Origin of the sequence: Bacillus sp. 95MFCvi2.1, from assembly GCF_000374965.1 — a bacterium.
GTDB classification, from domain to species: Bacteria; Bacillota; Bacilli; order Bacillales; family Bacillaceae_G; genus Bacillus_A; species Bacillus_A pseudomycoides.
Genome location: NZ_KB895718.1, coordinates 1 through 14,940 on the forward strand (window position 1 = coordinate 1; position 14,940 = coordinate 14,940).

29 protein-coding genes are annotated in these 14,940 nt (G+C 40.8%); all 29 read right to left on the reverse strand.

What is annotated here, in order from left to right; translation table 11 throughout:
- Window positions 1-172: 172 nt before the first annotated feature.
- The 29 genes from rpsK to tuf all read right to left on the reverse strand — a co-directional run bounded on the left by rpsK (window position 173) and on the right by tuf (window position 14,933).
- Complete coding sequence (gene rpsK, locus C568_RS0125245) at window positions 173-562, reverse strand: 30S ribosomal protein S11 (RefSeq protein ID WP_003194384.1); 390 nt, start codon at window positions 560-562, stop codon at window positions 173-175.
- Between the two features lie 24 nt (window positions 563-586).
- The gene (gene rpsM, locus C568_RS0125250; protein ID WP_003194382.1) at window positions 587-952 is read right to left on the reverse strand and encodes a 30S ribosomal protein S13; all 366 of its coding nucleotides are present in this window, start codon (window positions 950-952) and stop codon (window positions 587-589) included.
- 21 nt (window positions 953-973) lie between these two features.
- A complete protein-coding gene (gene rpmJ / locus C568_RS0125255) occupies window positions 974-1,087 on the reverse strand; it encodes a 50S ribosomal protein L36 (protein WP_000868344.1) in 114 nt (37 codons plus the stop codon).
- 35 nt (window positions 1,088-1,122) lie between these two features.
- The gene (infA, locus tag C568_RS0125260; RefSeq protein WP_001029884.1) at window positions 1,123-1,341 is read right to left on the reverse strand and encodes a translation initiation factor IF-1; all 219 of its coding nucleotides are present in this window, start codon (window positions 1,339-1,341) and stop codon (window positions 1,123-1,125) included.
- A 68-nt stretch (window positions 1,342-1,409) separates the two neighbouring features.
- A complete protein-coding gene (gene map / locus C568_RS0125265; protein ID WP_018767342.1) occupies window positions 1,410-2,156 on the reverse strand; it encodes a type I methionyl aminopeptidase in 747 nt (248 codons plus the stop codon).
- Complete coding sequence (locus C568_RS0125270) at window positions 2,156-2,806, reverse strand: adenylate kinase (RefSeq protein ID WP_003194378.1); 651 nt, start codon at window positions 2,804-2,806, stop codon at window positions 2,156-2,158. The genes map and C568_RS0125270 overlap by 1 nt, the downstream gene beginning before the upstream one ends.
- 54 nt (window positions 2,807-2,860) lie before the next feature.
- The gene (gene secY / locus C568_RS0125275; protein WP_018783074.1) at window positions 2,861-4,162 is read right to left on the reverse strand and encodes a preprotein translocase subunit SecY; all 1,302 of its coding nucleotides are present in this window, start codon (window positions 4,160-4,162) and stop codon (window positions 2,861-2,863) included.
- On the reverse strand, window positions 4,162-4,602 hold the full coding sequence (gene rplO / locus C568_RS0125280) for a 50S ribosomal protein L15 (protein ID WP_018767344.1): 441 nt from the start codon (window positions 4,600-4,602) through the stop codon (window positions 4,162-4,164). Before rplO ends, secY begins: the two co-directional genes overlap by 1 nt.
- 33 nt (window positions 4,603-4,635) lie before the next feature.
- On the reverse strand, window positions 4,636-4,818 hold the full coding sequence (gene rpmD / locus C568_RS0125285; protein WP_001085234.1) for a 50S ribosomal protein L30: 183 nt from the start codon (window positions 4,816-4,818) through the stop codon (window positions 4,636-4,638).
- A 16-nt stretch (window positions 4,819-4,834) separates the two neighbouring features.
- Entirely contained in the window at window positions 4,835-5,335 is a 501-nt protein-coding gene (gene rpsE, locus C568_RS0125290; RefSeq protein ID WP_003194373.1) for a 30S ribosomal protein S5, read from the reverse strand.
- Between the two features lie 21 nt (window positions 5,336-5,356).
- Window positions 5,357-5,719: a 50S ribosomal protein L18 gene (gene rplR, locus C568_RS0125295; protein WP_000628816.1), complete on the reverse strand. Its 363-nt coding sequence runs from the start codon at window positions 5,717-5,719 to the stop codon at window positions 5,357-5,359.
- A 31-nt stretch (window positions 5,720-5,750) separates the two neighbouring features.
- On the reverse strand, window positions 5,751-6,290 hold the full coding sequence (rplF, locus tag C568_RS0125300; RefSeq protein WP_003194369.1) for a 50S ribosomal protein L6: 540 nt from the start codon (window positions 6,288-6,290) through the stop codon (window positions 5,751-5,753).
- Window positions 6,291-6,322: 32 nt separating this feature from the next.
- Entirely contained in the window at window positions 6,323-6,721 is a 399-nt protein-coding gene (gene rpsH, locus C568_RS0125305; RefSeq protein ID WP_000245511.1) for a 30S ribosomal protein S8, read from the reverse strand.
- 29 nt (window positions 6,722-6,750) lie between these two features.
- Window positions 6,751-6,936 carry a 30S ribosomal protein S14 gene (gene rpsN, locus C568_RS0125310; protein WP_001085700.1) on the reverse strand — a complete coding sequence of 62 codons (186 nt, stop codon included), beginning with the start codon at window positions 6,934-6,936 and terminating at the stop codon, window positions 6,751-6,753.
- Window positions 6,937-6,969: 33 nt separating this feature from the next.
- Window positions 6,970-7,509 carry a 50S ribosomal protein L5 gene (gene rplE / locus C568_RS0125315; RefSeq protein ID WP_018767345.1) on the reverse strand — a complete coding sequence of 180 codons (540 nt, stop codon included), beginning with the start codon at window positions 7,507-7,509 and terminating at the stop codon, window positions 6,970-6,972.
- A gap of 26 nt (window positions 7,510-7,535) precedes the next feature.
- Window positions 7,536-7,847 (reverse strand): 50S ribosomal protein L24, encoded by a 312-nt coding sequence (rplX, locus tag C568_RS0125320; RefSeq protein WP_000558201.1) that lies wholly within the window; start codon window positions 7,845-7,847, stop codon window positions 7,536-7,538.
- A gap of 38 nt (window positions 7,848-7,885) precedes the next feature.
- On the reverse strand, window positions 7,886-8,254 hold the full coding sequence (rplN, locus tag C568_RS0125325) for a 50S ribosomal protein L14 (RefSeq protein ID WP_000615912.1): 369 nt from the start codon (window positions 8,252-8,254) through the stop codon (window positions 7,886-7,888).
- A gap of 43 nt (window positions 8,255-8,297) precedes the next feature.
- On the reverse strand, window positions 8,298-8,561 hold the full coding sequence (rpsQ, locus tag C568_RS0125330) for a 30S ribosomal protein S17 (protein ID WP_016116954.1): 264 nt from the start codon (window positions 8,559-8,561) through the stop codon (window positions 8,298-8,300).
- A gap of 20 nt (window positions 8,562-8,581) precedes the next feature.
- A complete protein-coding gene (gene rpmC / locus C568_RS0125335; protein WP_000855718.1) occupies window positions 8,582-8,782 on the reverse strand; it encodes a 50S ribosomal protein L29 in 201 nt (66 codons plus the stop codon).
- Window positions 8,772-9,206 (reverse strand): 50S ribosomal protein L16, encoded by a 435-nt coding sequence (gene rplP / locus C568_RS0125340; RefSeq protein WP_016116953.1) that lies wholly within the window; start codon window positions 9,204-9,206, stop codon window positions 8,772-8,774. The genes rpmC and rplP overlap by 11 nt, the downstream gene beginning before the upstream one ends.
- Window position 9,207: 1 nt before the next feature.
- Complete coding sequence (gene rpsC / locus C568_RS0125345; RefSeq protein ID WP_000529958.1) at window positions 9,208-9,867, reverse strand: 30S ribosomal protein S3; 660 nt, start codon at window positions 9,865-9,867, stop codon at window positions 9,208-9,210.
- 3 nt (window positions 9,868-9,870) lie between these two features.
- Window positions 9,871-10,212, reverse strand: coding sequence for a 50S ribosomal protein L22 (gene rplV, locus C568_RS0125350; RefSeq protein ID WP_003194358.1), 342 nt, complete (start codon window positions 10,210-10,212; stop codon window positions 9,871-9,873).
- Between the two features lie 17 nt (window positions 10,213-10,229).
- Window positions 10,230-10,508 (reverse strand): 30S ribosomal protein S19, encoded by a 279-nt coding sequence (gene rpsS, locus C568_RS0125355; RefSeq protein WP_000124454.1) that lies wholly within the window; start codon window positions 10,506-10,508, stop codon window positions 10,230-10,232.
- Window positions 10,509-10,568: 60 nt separating this feature from the next.
- On the reverse strand, window positions 10,569-11,399 hold the full coding sequence (rplB, locus tag C568_RS0125360; RefSeq protein ID WP_003194355.1) for a 50S ribosomal protein L2: 831 nt from the start codon (window positions 11,397-11,399) through the stop codon (window positions 10,569-10,571).
- Window positions 11,400-11,427: 28 nt separating this feature from the next.
- Window positions 11,428-11,718 (reverse strand): 50S ribosomal protein L23, encoded by a 291-nt coding sequence (rplW, locus tag C568_RS0125365; protein WP_003194353.1) that lies wholly within the window; start codon window positions 11,716-11,718, stop codon window positions 11,428-11,430.
- Window positions 11,718-12,341 (reverse strand): 50S ribosomal protein L4, encoded by a 624-nt coding sequence (gene rplD / locus C568_RS0125370; RefSeq protein ID WP_003194351.1) that lies wholly within the window; start codon window positions 12,339-12,341, stop codon window positions 11,718-11,720. Before rplD ends, rplW begins: the two co-directional genes overlap by 1 nt.
- 25 nt (window positions 12,342-12,366) lie before the next feature.
- Entirely contained in the window at window positions 12,367-12,999 is a 633-nt protein-coding gene (gene rplC / locus C568_RS0125375; RefSeq protein ID WP_003194350.1) for a 50S ribosomal protein L3, read from the reverse strand.
- Between the two features lie 34 nt (window positions 13,000-13,033).
- Complete coding sequence (gene rpsJ / locus C568_RS0125380) at window positions 13,034-13,342, reverse strand: 30S ribosomal protein S10 (protein ID WP_001040596.1); 309 nt, start codon at window positions 13,340-13,342, stop codon at window positions 13,034-13,036.
- 400 nt (window positions 13,343-13,742) lie between these two features.
- Window positions 13,743-14,933, reverse strand: a complete 1,191-nt coding sequence (tuf, locus tag C568_RS0125385; protein ID WP_003205504.1) for an elongation factor Tu — start codon at window positions 14,931-14,933, stop codon at window positions 13,743-13,745.
- Window positions 14,934-14,940: the final 7 nt, after the last annotated feature.

The following is a 14,940-nucleotide window of genomic DNA, read 5'->3' on the forward strand; positions in this document are numbered from 1 at the left end:
CCTCCTTCAAAACGTCGAAACCTCGGCTAAACAAAGGAAAAAACCTCTGTCTAACCGAAAGTCCCCCTTAGGCAGTTCCCGATTGTGCACAACAAGCGATGTTTCTGTACGAAATTTCTCGATAATGCATCATATCCATTATAGACAAAAGGGAAAATTCTATACAGAAAAATTAAACACGACGACGTTTTGGCGGACGACATCCATTATGAGGAACTGGAGTAACATCTCTGATTGCTGTTACTTCTAGACCTGCAGCTTGAAGAGCACGAATTGCAGCTTCACGACCAGCACCAGGACCTTTTACAGTAACCTCTAAAGTTTTTAAACCATGCTCCATTGCAACTTTAGCAGCAGTTTCAGCAGCCATTTGCGCAGCGAATGGAGTAGATTTACGAGATCCACGGAAACCAAGTGCACCAGCACTAGACCAAGAAAGTGCGTTACCATGAGTATCTGTAAGTGTTACGATTGTGTTGTTGAAAGTAGAACGAATATGAGCAATACCAGCTTCAATATTCTTTTTCACACGTTTTTTACGAGTGTTTGTTTTACGTGCCATTGTTAGTTCAACCTCCTTTACTTATTATTTCTTTTTATTTGCTACTGTACGACGTGGACCTTTACGCGTACGAGCATTATTTTTAGAATTTTGACCACGAACTGGTAAACCACGACGGTGACGAAGACCACGGTAAGAACCGATCTCCATTAGACGTTTAATGTTAAGAGAAACTTCACGACGAAGGTCTCCCTCAACTTTAACGCGGTCTACGATGTCACGGATACGTCCTAATTCGTCTTCCGTTAAATCACGAACTCGTGTTTCTTCAGAAACACCAGCTTCAGCAAGAATTTTTTCAGCAGTTGTGCGACCAATGCCGAATACGTAAGTTAAAGAAATAACAACGCGCTTGTCACGAGGAATATCTACACCTGCGATACGTGCCATTCCGAATGCACCTCCTTCTGATTAACCTTGTTTTTGTTTATGTTTAGGGTTTTCACAAATAACCATTACTTTTCCACGTCTACGAATAACTTTACATTTTTCGCAGATTGGTTTAACTGACGGTCTTACTTTCATGTCTCGAACCTCCTTAAAGATTACGGAGTGCTATATTATTTAAAACGGTACGTAATACGACCACGATTTAAATCGTACGGAGATAATTCTACCGTAACTTTGTCTCCTGGTAAAATCCGAATGAAGTTCATACGGATTTTACCAGAAACGTGAGCCAATACGACATGCCCATTCTCTAATTCTACTTTGAACATAGCATTTGGCAACGTTTCAAGAACGGTACCTTCGACTTCAATTACATCATCTTTAGCCATTCAATAGTTCTCCCTTCTTCAAATCAGTAACATTTTACACTGCTCTGAAATCCCGGAGAGCCAGCTACTTATAAAGTGGTAAGGATTTCGTATCCTGCTTCTGTAAGAGCAATCGTGTGCTCAAAATGTGCACACCATTTACCATCTACCGTTACCACTGTCCAGTCATCAGATAGTGTTTTTACATATCGTCTTCCTTGGTTCACCATCGGTTCGACACAGATGACCATTCCCGGCTTTAATCTAGGACCTTTATTTGGTGGACCGTAGTGCGGGATCTGAGGGTCCTCATGTAAGTCTTGCCCGATTCCGTGACCAACATACTCCCTAACGATCGAGAATCCATTATCTTCAGCATACGTTTGAACTGCATGTGAAACATTTGATAATCTCACGCCTGGTTTTATTTGTTCTAGACCAAGATACAACGATTTTTCTGTGACATCAAGTAGCTTTTGAACAGATTCAGAAATGTTTCCTACTGGATACGTCCACGCAGAATCTCCATGGTACCCATTGTATTTCGCACCAATATCGATACTGATGATATCACCTTCTTGGAGCTTGCGCTTACCTGGAATCCCATGTACAAGCTCTTCATTTACAGAAGCACAGATGCTTCCCGGAAATCCGTTGTATCCTTTAAAAGATGGCGTAGCACCATATTTTCGAATCGTCTTTTCCGCTATTTGATCGAGCTCTTTCGTTGTAATTCCTGGAGTAATATGCTTTTTCAACTCTTGATGAGTTAAAGCAACGATCTTGCCAGCTTCTCGCATGATTTCTATCTCGCGAGGAGTTTTGCAAATGATCATTACGCTAAGTCTCCAATGAGAACATCAATATCAGCAAATACCTTATTGATATCTTGCTCACCATTAATGCTTTGTAAGTAACCAAGCTCTTCATAGAAATCAAGCAAAGGTTTTGTTTGCTTAATATTTACCTCTAAACGATTCGCTACAGTTTCTTCATTGTCATCAGAGCGTTGATATAATTCGCCACCACATTTATCGCACACGTCAGCTTTTGCTGGCGGATTGAATTCTAAGTGATAAGTCGCACCGCACTCTTTACAAATACGACGGCCTGTAAGACGTTTTAATAGCAATCCTGAATCCACATTAATGTTTAAAACATAGTCGATTTTTTTGCCAAGATCTTTCATAATCTCTTCAAGTGCAGATGCCTGTGCAACTGTTCGTGGGAAACCATCTAGTAAGAAGCCTTTTACACAGTCTTCTTGACTTAAACGTTCACGAACAATTCCGATTGTAACTTCATCTGGAACAAGCGCACCTTTATCAATAAAGGACTTTGCTTGTAAACCAAGTTCAGTTTCAGCCTTCATAGCTGCACGGAACATATCTCCTGTTGAGATGTGAGGGATGTTATACTTGGCAACAATCTGTTCGGCTTGTGTACCTTTACCAGCACCAGGAAGCCCCATTAAAATTAAGTTCATCCTTGTTCCCCCTCAATACATGAGCATGTAGGGAAGACAATTCTTCCCACTTACTCACTGCTTGATAAACCCTTTGTAATGGCGTTTTACCAGTTGGCTTTCTAGCTGCTTCATTGTTTCTAAAGCAACGCCGACAACGATTAACATACTCGTTCCACCGATCTGTGCAGATGGAGGAAGATTTCCCAATTTCGTAAAGATAACTGGAAGAATTGCAATCGCTGCTAGGAAAATAGATCCTACAAAGGTCAAACGATACAAGATTTTTGTTAGATATTGTTCTGTATTCTTACCCGGACGAATACCTGGAACATATCCACCTTGCTTGTTTAGGTTTTCTGACATTTGCTCTGGATTAACCTGAACAAATGCATAGAAGTATGCGAAGGCTACAATGAGCGCTACATATATTATCATTCCCACTGGGTGGGAATAGTTAAAGTTTGCAATGATCCACTTCGATACATCGTATTTCGGGAAGAACTGTGCAATAGTTGGAGGTGTAATTAAGAATGAAACAGCAAAAATTACTGGAATAACACCCGCACTATTTACCTTAAGCGGTAAATGTGTGTTTTGTGCTCCAGCATGATTACCATTTCCTCCTGTTACACGCTTCGCATATTGAATTGGGATCTTTCTAACAGCTTGTTGAATGAAAATAACACCAACAACAACTGCTAACACAGCTAGTAAAATCAATACAACTTTAACGATACTCATGAACAATTGATCTCCGGCATTTTGAAACTGTTGTTGATACACTTGAGATATTACACTTGGGATCGCTGCGGCAATACCACCAAAGATTAGGATGGAAATACCATTACCTACACCTTTAGCTGTAATCTGTTCACCTAACCACATTAAAAATGCAGTACCAGCAGTCAGTACCGTAGCAATGTATAAATAAGTGCTCCAACCTGGATTCAAAATTAACTGTCCACCTACCATACCGTTAAAACCGATTGACATACCAAACCCCTGAATAAACGCAAGAACAATTGTAAAATAACGCGTGAATTGCGTTAGTTTACGACGGCCCATTTCGCCTTGCTTCGACCATTCCGAAAATTTAGGAACAACATCCATCTGCAATAATTGCACGATGATGGATGCTGTAATATACGGCATGATTCCCATCGCAAAGATGGAGAAGTTTTTCAACGCGCCACCGCCAAATGTATTTAGGATGCCTAATGCATTTAACTGATCTTGTGCTTTCAGTACGTCTCCATTTGTAAATGGCACTGGGATAAACGTGCCAATCCTGAATACGATTAGCATCGCTAAAGTGAATAATATTTTACGTCTTATCTCAGCAACGCGCATAAAGTTGGAGATTGTACGAAACATTAGATCACCTCAACTGATCCGCCAGCTGCTTCAATTGCTTCTTTAGCACTTGAAGAGAACTTGTGCGCTTTAACAGTTAATTTTTTCTCTACAGCTCCGCTTGCAAGAACTTTAACACCGTCGTTTAATTTGCTGATAACGCCAGTTTCCAGCAATAATTCAGGTGTTACTTCTGTACCATCTTCAAAACGATTTAACGTTGCTAAGTTTACGATAGCAAACTCTTTACGGTTAATGTTTGTGAAGCCGCGTTTTGGTAAACGACGGAATAATGGAGTTTGACCACCTTCGAAGCCAAGACGAACACCGCCACCAGAACGTGCGTTTTGTCCTTTATGACCTTTACCAGCAGTTTTACCGTTACCAGAACCGATACCACGACCGACACGGTTACGTACTTTACGAGAACCTTCTGCAGGTTTTAATTCATGAAGTTTCATTCCCAGGCACCTCCTTATATTAATGAGTTATCCTTAAGCTTCTTTTACAGTTACAAGGTGAGAAACTTTGTTGATCATACCAAGAATAGCAGGAGTTTCTTCCTTAACTACAGTTGAATTCAACTTTTTAAGACCTAAAGCTTCTACCGTCGCACGTTGATCTTGTGGACGACCAATTACACTACGAGTGAGGGTAATTTCTAACTTTTTCGCCATTTGTTTTCCCTCCTTCTTAACCTAGTAGCTCTTCTACAGATTTACCGCGTAATTTTGCAACATCTTCAGCGCGCTTAAGCTCGCTTAATCCGTTCACAGTAGCGCGAATCATGTTAATTGGTGTGTTAGAACCAAGAGATTTCGAAAGAATATCTTGTACACCAGCTAATTCAAGTACCGCACGAACTGGTCCACCAGCAATAACTCCAGTACCTTCAGCAGCAGGTTTTAAGAATACTTCACCAGCTCCAAAATGACCGTTGATTGTGTGTGGAATTGTTGTACCAACTAATGGTACTGTGATTAAGTTTTTCTTAGCGTCTTCGATAGCTTTGCGAATTGCGTCTGGTACCTCTTGTGCTTTACCCGTACCGAATCCAACATGACCGTTTTTATCGCCAACTACAACTAGTGCAGCAAAGCGGAAACGACGACCACCCTTAACAACTTTCGCGACACGATTTATCGTAACTACACGTTCTTCAAGTTCTAATTTACTTGGGTCAATGCGATGCATCAATTTTCCCTCCTTTGACCATTAAAATTGTAATCCAGCCTCACGAGCAGCTTCAGCTAGAGCTTTAACACGGCCATGGTATAAGTAACCACCGCGATCAAATACTACTTCTTTAACGCCTTTCTCTACAGCACGCTTAGCAACTGATTCTCCAACTTTCGTAGCAGCTTCAATATTGCTAGTACCGTTAAGAGCAAGGTCTTTATCAAGAGTAGATGCACTTACTAATGTTACACCATTTACATCATCAATAACTTGAGCGTAAATATGTTGGTTAGAACGGAACACATTTAAACGTGGACGTTCTGCAGTACCAGTAAGTTTTGCACGTACACGTGCATGTCTTTTCTTACGAGTCGCATTTTTATCAGCTTTAGTGATCATTCTTGTCACTCCTTTCTCTCACCTAACGGGTTTACTTAGCAGTTTTACCTTCTTTACGACGAACAACTTCGCCTTCGTAACGAATACCTTTGCCTTTATATGGCTCTGGAGCACGTACAGCACGGATGTTAGCAGCAAATTCGCCAACACGTTGCTTGTCGATACCTTTAATTACGATTTTAGTTGGTGCAGGTACTTCAACTTCAAGTCCTGCTTCCGGAGTCATTTCTACTGGATGAGAATAACCTACGCTTAATACAAGTTTATCACCTTGTTTTTGAGCACGGTAACCAACACCGACTAATTCAAGTCCGCGTGCGAAACCTGTAGTTACACCTTCAACCATGTTTCCGATTAAAGCACGAGTTGTACCGTGTAATGCACGGTGTTCCTTCTGTTCAGATGGACGCTCAACTGTTAGTGTATTTTCTTCAATTTTGATAGACATATCAGCATTGAAAGTACGAGTTAATTCACCTTTAGGGCCTTTTACTGTTACAGTATTGTCTTCTGCAACTGTGATAGTAACACCTGCAGGGATTTCAAGAATCTTTTTACCAATACGAGACATGTGGTCACACCTCCGTTCGTTTTAAATATATATTACCAAACGTATGCTACTACTTCTCCACCAGTTTGTAATTGACGAGCATCTTTGTCTGTCATTACTCCCTTAGATGTAGAAACAAGAGCGATACCTAATCCGTTAAGTACACGTGGTACTTCGTCAGCTTTAGCGTAAACGCGTAAGCCAGGTTTACTGATACGTTTTAATCCAGTGATTACACGTTCATTGTTTGCACCATATTTCAGGAAAATACGAAGGATACCTTGTTTGTTATCCTCGATGTATTCTACATCACGAATGAAACCTTCACGTTTTAAAAGTTCAGCGATCTCTTTTTTGATTTTAGAAGCAGGAACCTCTAATTTCTCATGACGTACCATGTTCGCATTACGGATGCGAGTAAGCATGTCTGCAATTGGATCTGTCATCACCATGTGTTTTACCTCCTTCCCATTTGTGGGTTTTACCAACTAGCTTTTTTAACACCAGGAATTTGACCTTTATATGCAAGTTCACGGAAACAAATACGGCAAAGCTTAAATTTGCGGTATACAGAATGCGGACGACCGCAGCGTTCGCAACGTGTATACTCTTGTACTTTAAACTTAGGAGTACGCTTTTGTTTCGCGATCATAGATTTTTTAGCCACGTTTTCGCCTCCTCTACTTAGCGTTGGCTTCCATTATTTTTGGAATGGCATACCGAATTGTGTTAAAAGTTCACGAGCTTCTTCATCAGTTTTCGCTGTAGTAACGATTACGATGTCCATACCGCGGACTTTACTTACTTTATCATAATCAATCTCAGGGAAAATTAGTTGCTCTTTAACACCTAATGTGTAGTTACCACGACCGTCGAATGATTTCTTAGAAACACCACGGAAATCACGCACACGTGGTAAAGAAACTGATACTAATTTGTCGAAGAACTCATACATTTGCTCACCGCGTAAAGTTACTTTTGCACCGATTGGCATACCTTCACGAAGACGGAAACCAGCGATTGATTTTTTAGCGCGAGTTACAACAGGTTTTTGACCTGCGATATGCGTTAATTCTTCTACTGCATTGTCTAAAGCTTTTGAGTTAGATACCGCGTCACCAACACCAGTGTTGATTACGATCTTTTCGATTTTCGGTACTTCCATCACAGATTTATAGTTAAACTTGCTCACTAGAGCAGGAGTAATTTCCTTTTGGAACTTCTCTTTAAGGCGATTCAATGAAGTGACCTCCTTTCTTAAGAAAATTATTTATCTAATAATTCACCAGATTTTTTTGCAATACGAACTTTTTTACCATCTTCTACTTTGAAGCCTACACGAGTAGGTTCGCCTGTTTTCGGATCTAATACCATAACATTAGAAACGTGAATAGGTGCTTCTTTCGTAATAATTCCACCTTGTGGATTTAATTGAGATGGCTTAGAGTGTTTCTTAACGATGTTAACACCCTCAACGATAACACGGTTTTGCTTTGGGAAAGCCACAAGGATAACACCTTGTTTTCCTTTGTCTTTACCAGTGATTACCTGTACTTTATCACCTTTTTTTACATGCATCTTAATTCTGCACCTCCTTAGCAAGGCAATACCTTAAATTATAGAACTTCTGGAGCTAAAGAAACGATCTTCATGAAGTTGCTATCACGTAATTCACGAGCTACTGGTCCAAAAATACGAGTACCACGTGGGCTCTTATCGTCTTTAATGATAACCGCTGCGTTTTCATCAAATTTAATGTAAGAACCGTCCGGACGACGAGCTCCGCTCTTCGTACGTACCACTACTGCCTTAACAACGTCACCTTTTTTAACAACGCCACCTGGTGTTGCTTGTTTTACCGTAGCAACGATAATATCACCAATGTTAGCATATTTACGACCAGAGCCGCCTAATACTTTAATTGTTAAAAGTTCACGTGCACCAGAATTGTCAGCAACTTTCAAACGAGATTCTTGTTGGATCATGTTATGAAACCTCCCTTCGGACTAAAAATTCCGATTCGTCTATTTAGATAATAACCGCTTCTTCAACGATTTCAACTAAACGGAAACGCTTAGTAGCAGAAAGCGGGCGAGTTTCCATGATTTTTACGATATCGCCAATTTTTGCTTGGTTTTGCTCATCATGGGCTTTGTACTTTTTAGAATACTTAACACGTTTTCCGTACAAGGAATGAGTTTTGTAAGTTTCAACTAAAACTGTAATCGTTTTGTCCATTTTGTCAGACACTACACGACCAGTATAAACTTTGCGTTGGTTACGTTCGCTCACTATGCAAACCTCCCCTCAATTTATCGATTAATTCCGATCTCTCTTTCACGAACTACAGTTTTCATACGAGCAATTGCTTTACGCACTTCACGGATGCGAGTTGGATTCTCTAATTGTCCTGTAGCAAGTTGGAAGCGAAGATTAAACAACTCTTCCTTTAAAGCTTTAACTTTTGTTTCGATTTCGGCAGTGGTTAATTCACGAATATCATTAGTTTTCATTAGATTCACCACCATTTTCTTCACGTTTTACGAATTTACATTTCACTGGTAATTTGTGAGCTGCAAGACGTAATGCTTCGCGTGCTACCTCTTCAGATACACCCGCGATTTCGAACATAATTTTCCCAGGTTTTACTACTGCTACCCAGCCTTCTGGTGCCCCTTTACCGGAACCCATACGTACTTCTAGAGGTTTTGCAGTGTAAGGCTTAGAAGGGAAAATTTTAATCCATACTTTACCGCCACGTTTCATGTAACGAGTCATTGCACGACGAGCAGCTTCGATTTGACGGTTTGTAATCCATGAAGCAGCTTGTGCTTGTAAACCGAATTCACCGAAAGCAATTTCAGCTCCACCTTTTGCACGACCACGCATTTTACCACGATGCTCTCTACGATATTTTACGCGTTTAGGCATTAACATATTATTTTCCTCCTTCCTCAGAAGCTTTCTTTTTTGTAGGAAGGACTTCTCCACGGTAGATCCATACTTTTACGCCTAATTTACCGTATGTTGTATCAGCTTCAACTGCTGCATAGTCAATATCAGCGCGAAGTGTATGAAGTGGAACAGTTCCTTCACTGTAAGATTCTGCACGAGCGATATCAGCTCCGCCAAGACGACCAGAAACCTGTGTTTTAATACCTTTAGCTCCTGCACGCATAGCACGTTGAATTACTTGCTTCTGTGCACGACGGAAAGATACACGGTTTTCTAATTGACGAGCGATGTTTTCGCCTACTAATTTAGCGTTAAGATCAGCTCTCTTAACTTCTAAGATGTTGATGTGTACACGCTTGCCTGTTAATTGGTTAAGAGCTTTACGAAGTGCTTCAACTTCTGTACCACCTTTACCAATTACCATACCAGGTTTTGCAGTGTGAATTGTAACATTTACACGATTTGCTGCACGTTCGATCTCTACTTTAGCAACAGCAGAATCTTTTAAGCGTACAGTAATGTACTCACGGATTTTGATGTCTTCATGTAATAATGTAGCGTAATCTTTTTCAGCGAACCAACGAGATTCCCAGTCACGGATAACACCGACACGAAGACCAATTGGATTAACCTTCTGACCCATCGATTATCCCTCCTTCTTTTCTGATACCACAACTGTAATGTGGCTTGTGCGTTTGTTAATTTGGCTTGCACGACCCATTGCACGTGGACGGAAACGTTTCAACGTTGGACCTTCGTCAACGAAAACTGTTTCAACAACTAGGTTGTTAATGTCCATTTCGTAATTGTGCTCTGCATTTGCGATTGCAGATTTTAAAACTTTCTCTACAACTGGAGAAGCAGTTTTTGGTGTGTGGTTAAGGATAGCAATCGCTTCACCCACTTGCTTACCTCGGATTAAGTCTACAACTAAACGAACTTTACGAGGAGCAATACGAACTGTTCTCGCTACTGCTTTAGCTTGCATTGAAGTGCCTCCTCTCATTATCTTCTAGTTTTCTTATCGTCAGCAAGGTGACCTTTGTACGTACGAGTTGGTGCGAATTCACCTAACTTATGGCCAACCATATCCTCAGTGATGTACACAGGTACGTGTTTACGACCATCATATACAGCAATTGTATGACCGATGAACTGAGGGAAGATTGTTGAACGGCGAGACCAAGTTTTAACAACTTGTTTTTGCTCAGATGCAACTAATTTTTCCATTTTGCTCATTAAGTGATCATCGACAAATGGTCCTTTTTTTAAGCTACGAGCCATTGTGGTGCCTCCCTTCGTGATTGGCGTACGGTTCTAGAAATGAACCGTACTACAATCCCATTATTTTTTACGACGACGAACGATAAATTTATCAGACGCTTTATTTTTCTTACGAGTCTTGAATCCAAGAGTTGGTTTACCCCATGGAGACATTGGAGACTTACGTCCGATTGGAGAGCGTCCTTCACCACCACCGTGTGGGTGATCAACTGGGTTCATTACAGAACCACGAACTGTTGGGCGCTTACCTAACCAGCGAGAGCGACCCGCTTTACCGATTTTGATAAGTTCATGTTGTTCGTTACCTACTTGACCGACTGTAGCGCGACAAGCAGATAATACTAAACGCACTTCACCAGAAGTTAAACGTACAAGTACGTATTTTCCTTCTTTACCAAGTACTTGAGCAGATGTACCAGCAGAACGAACTAATTGTCCGCCACGACCAGGCTTAAGCTCGATGTTATGAACAACAGTACCTACTGGAATGTTGATTAACGGTAATGCGTTACCGATTTTAATGTCAGCTTCAGCGCCAGACATAACTTCCATACCTACTTCTAAGTTTTTAGGAGCAAGGATGTAACGTTTTTCACCGTCAACGTAGTTAATTAATGCGATATTCGCAGAGCGGTTTGGATCGTATTCGATCGTAGCAACGCGTCCTGGAATTCCATCTTTGTTACGTTTAAAGTCGATGATACGGTATTGACGCTTATGTCCGCCACCTTGGTGACGTACAGTAATTTTACCTTGGTTATTACGACCAGCCTTTTTGCTTAAAGGCGCAAGTAAAGACTTTTCCGGTCTGTCAGTCGTAATTTCAGCGAAATCATTCGTTGTCATATTACGACGACCGTTAGTAGTTGGTTTATACTTCTTAATTGCCATCTCAATTTCCCTCCTTCTTTAGTAAGAATTAAACACCTTGGAAGATTTCGATTTCTTTGCTGTCAGCAGTTAGCTTAACGATTGCTTTACGACGACGGTTAGTAAAACCAGCGTGACGACCAACGCGTTTTGCTTTCGGCTTGTAGTTCATGATATTTACTTTGTCTACATTAACACCAAAGATCGCTTCTACAGCGTCTTTAACTTCTGTTTTATTAGATTTAACGTCCACATCGAACGTGTATTTTTTTTCAGCCATCATTTCCATAGAACGTTCAGTGATAACTGGGCGCTTAATGATATCACGAGGATCTCTCATTATGCAAGCACCTCCTCTACTTTTTCCACTGCCGCTTTTGTCATGATTAGCTTATCATGATGAAGCACGTCTAAAACGTTTACGCCATCAGCAGTGATTACTGTTACTCCAGGAATATTGCGAGCAGATAACTCTACAGCTTCGTTTGCATCAGCAGTTACGATAAGAGCTTTCTTCTCTACAGTTAATCCTTTAAGTACTGCTACCATGTCTTTTGTTTTTGGTGCATTTAACACTAGGTCTTCAAGAACTACAATGTTGTTCTCAACTACTTTAGTAGCTAATGCAGATTTAATAGCTAAGCGACGAACTTTCTTAGGAAGTTTGTAAGCATAGCTTCTTGGTGTAGGTCCGAATACCGTACCACCACCACGCCATTGAGGAGAGCGGATAGAACCTTGACGAGCACGTCCAGTTCCTTTTTGACGCCATGGTTTACGACCACCACCGCGCACTTCAGAGCGAGTTTTTACTTTGTGTGTACCTTGACGTAAAGATGCACGTTGCATCATTACAGCTTCGAAAAGTACAGCTTCATTTGGTTCGATACCGAAAATAGCTTCAGCTAATTCGATTTCACCAACCTGTGAACCAGTTTGGTTATATACAGTAACTTTTGGCATTGGAATTCCTCCTTCCTATTGTGAATTATTTACTAACCTTCACAGCGCCTTGAACAACTACAAGAGATTTCTTAGCACCTGGAACGTTACCTTTTACTAGTAATAAGTTGCGCTCAGCGTCAACTTGAACGATTTCTAAGTTTTGGATTGTAACTTGGTCTCCACCCATACGTCCAGCAAGTTTTTTACCTTTGAATACACGGTTCGGAGCAACTGGGCCCATTGAACCAGGACGACGGTGATAGCGAGAACCATGAGACATAGGTCCGCGAGATTGTCCGTGGCGTTTAATAACACCTTGGAAACCTTTACCTTTAGAAATTCCTGTTACGTCAACGATTTCACCTGCAGTGAAAACTTCAACTTTTACCTCTTGACCAACCTCTAATCCGTCCACGTCTGCATCGCGGATTTCGCGAATGAAGCGCTTAGGAGTAGTAGATGCTTTAGCAGTGTGGCCTTGTTCAGGTTTGTTAGTTAACTTTTCACGTTTATCGTCAAATCCTAACTGAATTGCATTATAGCCGTCAGTTTCTGTTGTTTTCTTTTGAAGAACAACGTTTGGAGTCGCAGCGATTACTGTTACTGGGATTAACTCACCGTTTTCAGCAAATACTTGAGTCATACCGATCTTTCTTCCTAAGATTCCTTTGGTCATGAGTTACACCTCCTACATTTTTAAGTTATATAAATTATAATTTGATTTCGATATCTACACCAGATGGTAAGTCTAAACGCATTAATGAATCTACTGTTTGCGGAGTAGGACTCACGATGTCGATTAGACGTTTGTGCGTGCGCATTTCGAATTGCTCACGAGAATCTTTGTACTTATGAACAGCACGAAGAATTGTGTAAACAGTTTTTTCAGTTGGTAATGGGATCGGACCAGAAACTGTTGCCCCAGAACGCTTAGCTGTTTCTACAATTTTCTCAGCTGACTGATCAAGAATACGGTGATCGTAAGCTTTTAAACGGATACGGATTTTTTCTTTTGCCATTATTTTCCCTCCTTCGTTCGCCTATTTCTAAAATAGACCTTCTCCATGGAAATTTCCCCACACCATGCCATGGCAAAGCGGCCGGGTGTGTCAGCAACCTTCCACTTCATCGCAGTCAAAGACCAACATTGTCTATTATACAATGTTATTCGTCTAGATGCAAGCATCTTTTTGTTTGCATCTACTTTTCTCTACTTTTGCTATTATACATGGCACTTTAAAGAATTTCAAGTTTTCATCTACTCTCATTTAACTTACAATTTTTGGTCGTTACTTTCGTTTTATATACTATAGAAGAAACTCATTCAAAAATAGAAAATGCACCTCTTTCTTCTATATAAACAAGCAATAAAAAAACTCAAGGGAGAATCCCTTGAGTTTTTAATAATCTATTTAAAGATTATTCAGCAACGATTGTAGCAACTACACCGTAACCTACTGTACGTCCACCTTCACGAATAGAGAATTTAGTTCCCTCTTCGATTGCGATTGGAGCGATAAGTTCGATAGTCATTTCGATGTTGTCACCAGGCATTACCATTTCAGTACCTTCTGGTAATTGGATGATACCAGTTACGTCAGTTGTACGGAAATAGAATTGCGGACGGTAGTTAGCGAAGAATGGAGTGTGACGTCCACCTTCTTCTTTAGATAATACGAAAACTTCAGCTTTGAATTTAGCATGAGCTTTTACAGAACCGCTTTTAGCAAGAACTTGTCCACGTTGGATGTCTTCACGAGCAACCCCACGAAGTAGAGCACCAATGTTGTCTCCAGCTTGAGCTTGGTCAAGAAGTTTACGGAACATTTCTACACCAGTTACAGTTGTAGAAGCGTTCTCTTCAGCAAGACCGATGATTTCTACTACGTCACCAACTTTAACTACTCCACGCTCTACACGACCAGTTGCAACTGTACCACGACCTGTGATAGAGAATACATCCTCGATAGGCATTAAGAATGGTTTGTCAGTTTCACGTTCTGGAGTTGGGATGTAAGCATCAACTTCAGCCATTAATTCGATGATTTTTTCTTCCCACTCAGCTTCTCCTTGAAGAGCTTTAAGAGCAGAACCTTTAACTACAGGAATATCGTCGCCTGGGAATCCGTATTCAGATAATAGGTCGCGAACTTCCATTTCTACTAATTCTAATAATTCTTCGTCGTCTACCATGTCGCATTTGTTTAAGAATACAACGATGTAAGGAACACCTACTTGACGAGAAAGAAGGATGTGCTCACGTGTTTGAGGCATTGGGCCATCAGCAGCAGATACTACTAAGATACCGCCGTCCATTTGAGCAGCACCAGTGATCATGTTTTTAACATAGTCAGCGTGACCTGGGCAGTCAACGTGTGCATAGTGACGAGTTTCAGTTTCGTACTCAACGTGTGCAGTTGAGATTGTGATACCGCGCTCTCTTTCTTCTGGAGCAGCATCGATTTGGTCGTATCCGCGTGCTTCAGCACCACCAGCTTTTGCAAGAACTGTAGTGATCGCAGCAGTTAATGTAGTTTTACCATGGTCAACGTGGCCGATTGTACCGATGTTAACATGGGGTTTAGAACGTTCGAATTTAGCTTTAGCCATTCTAAAT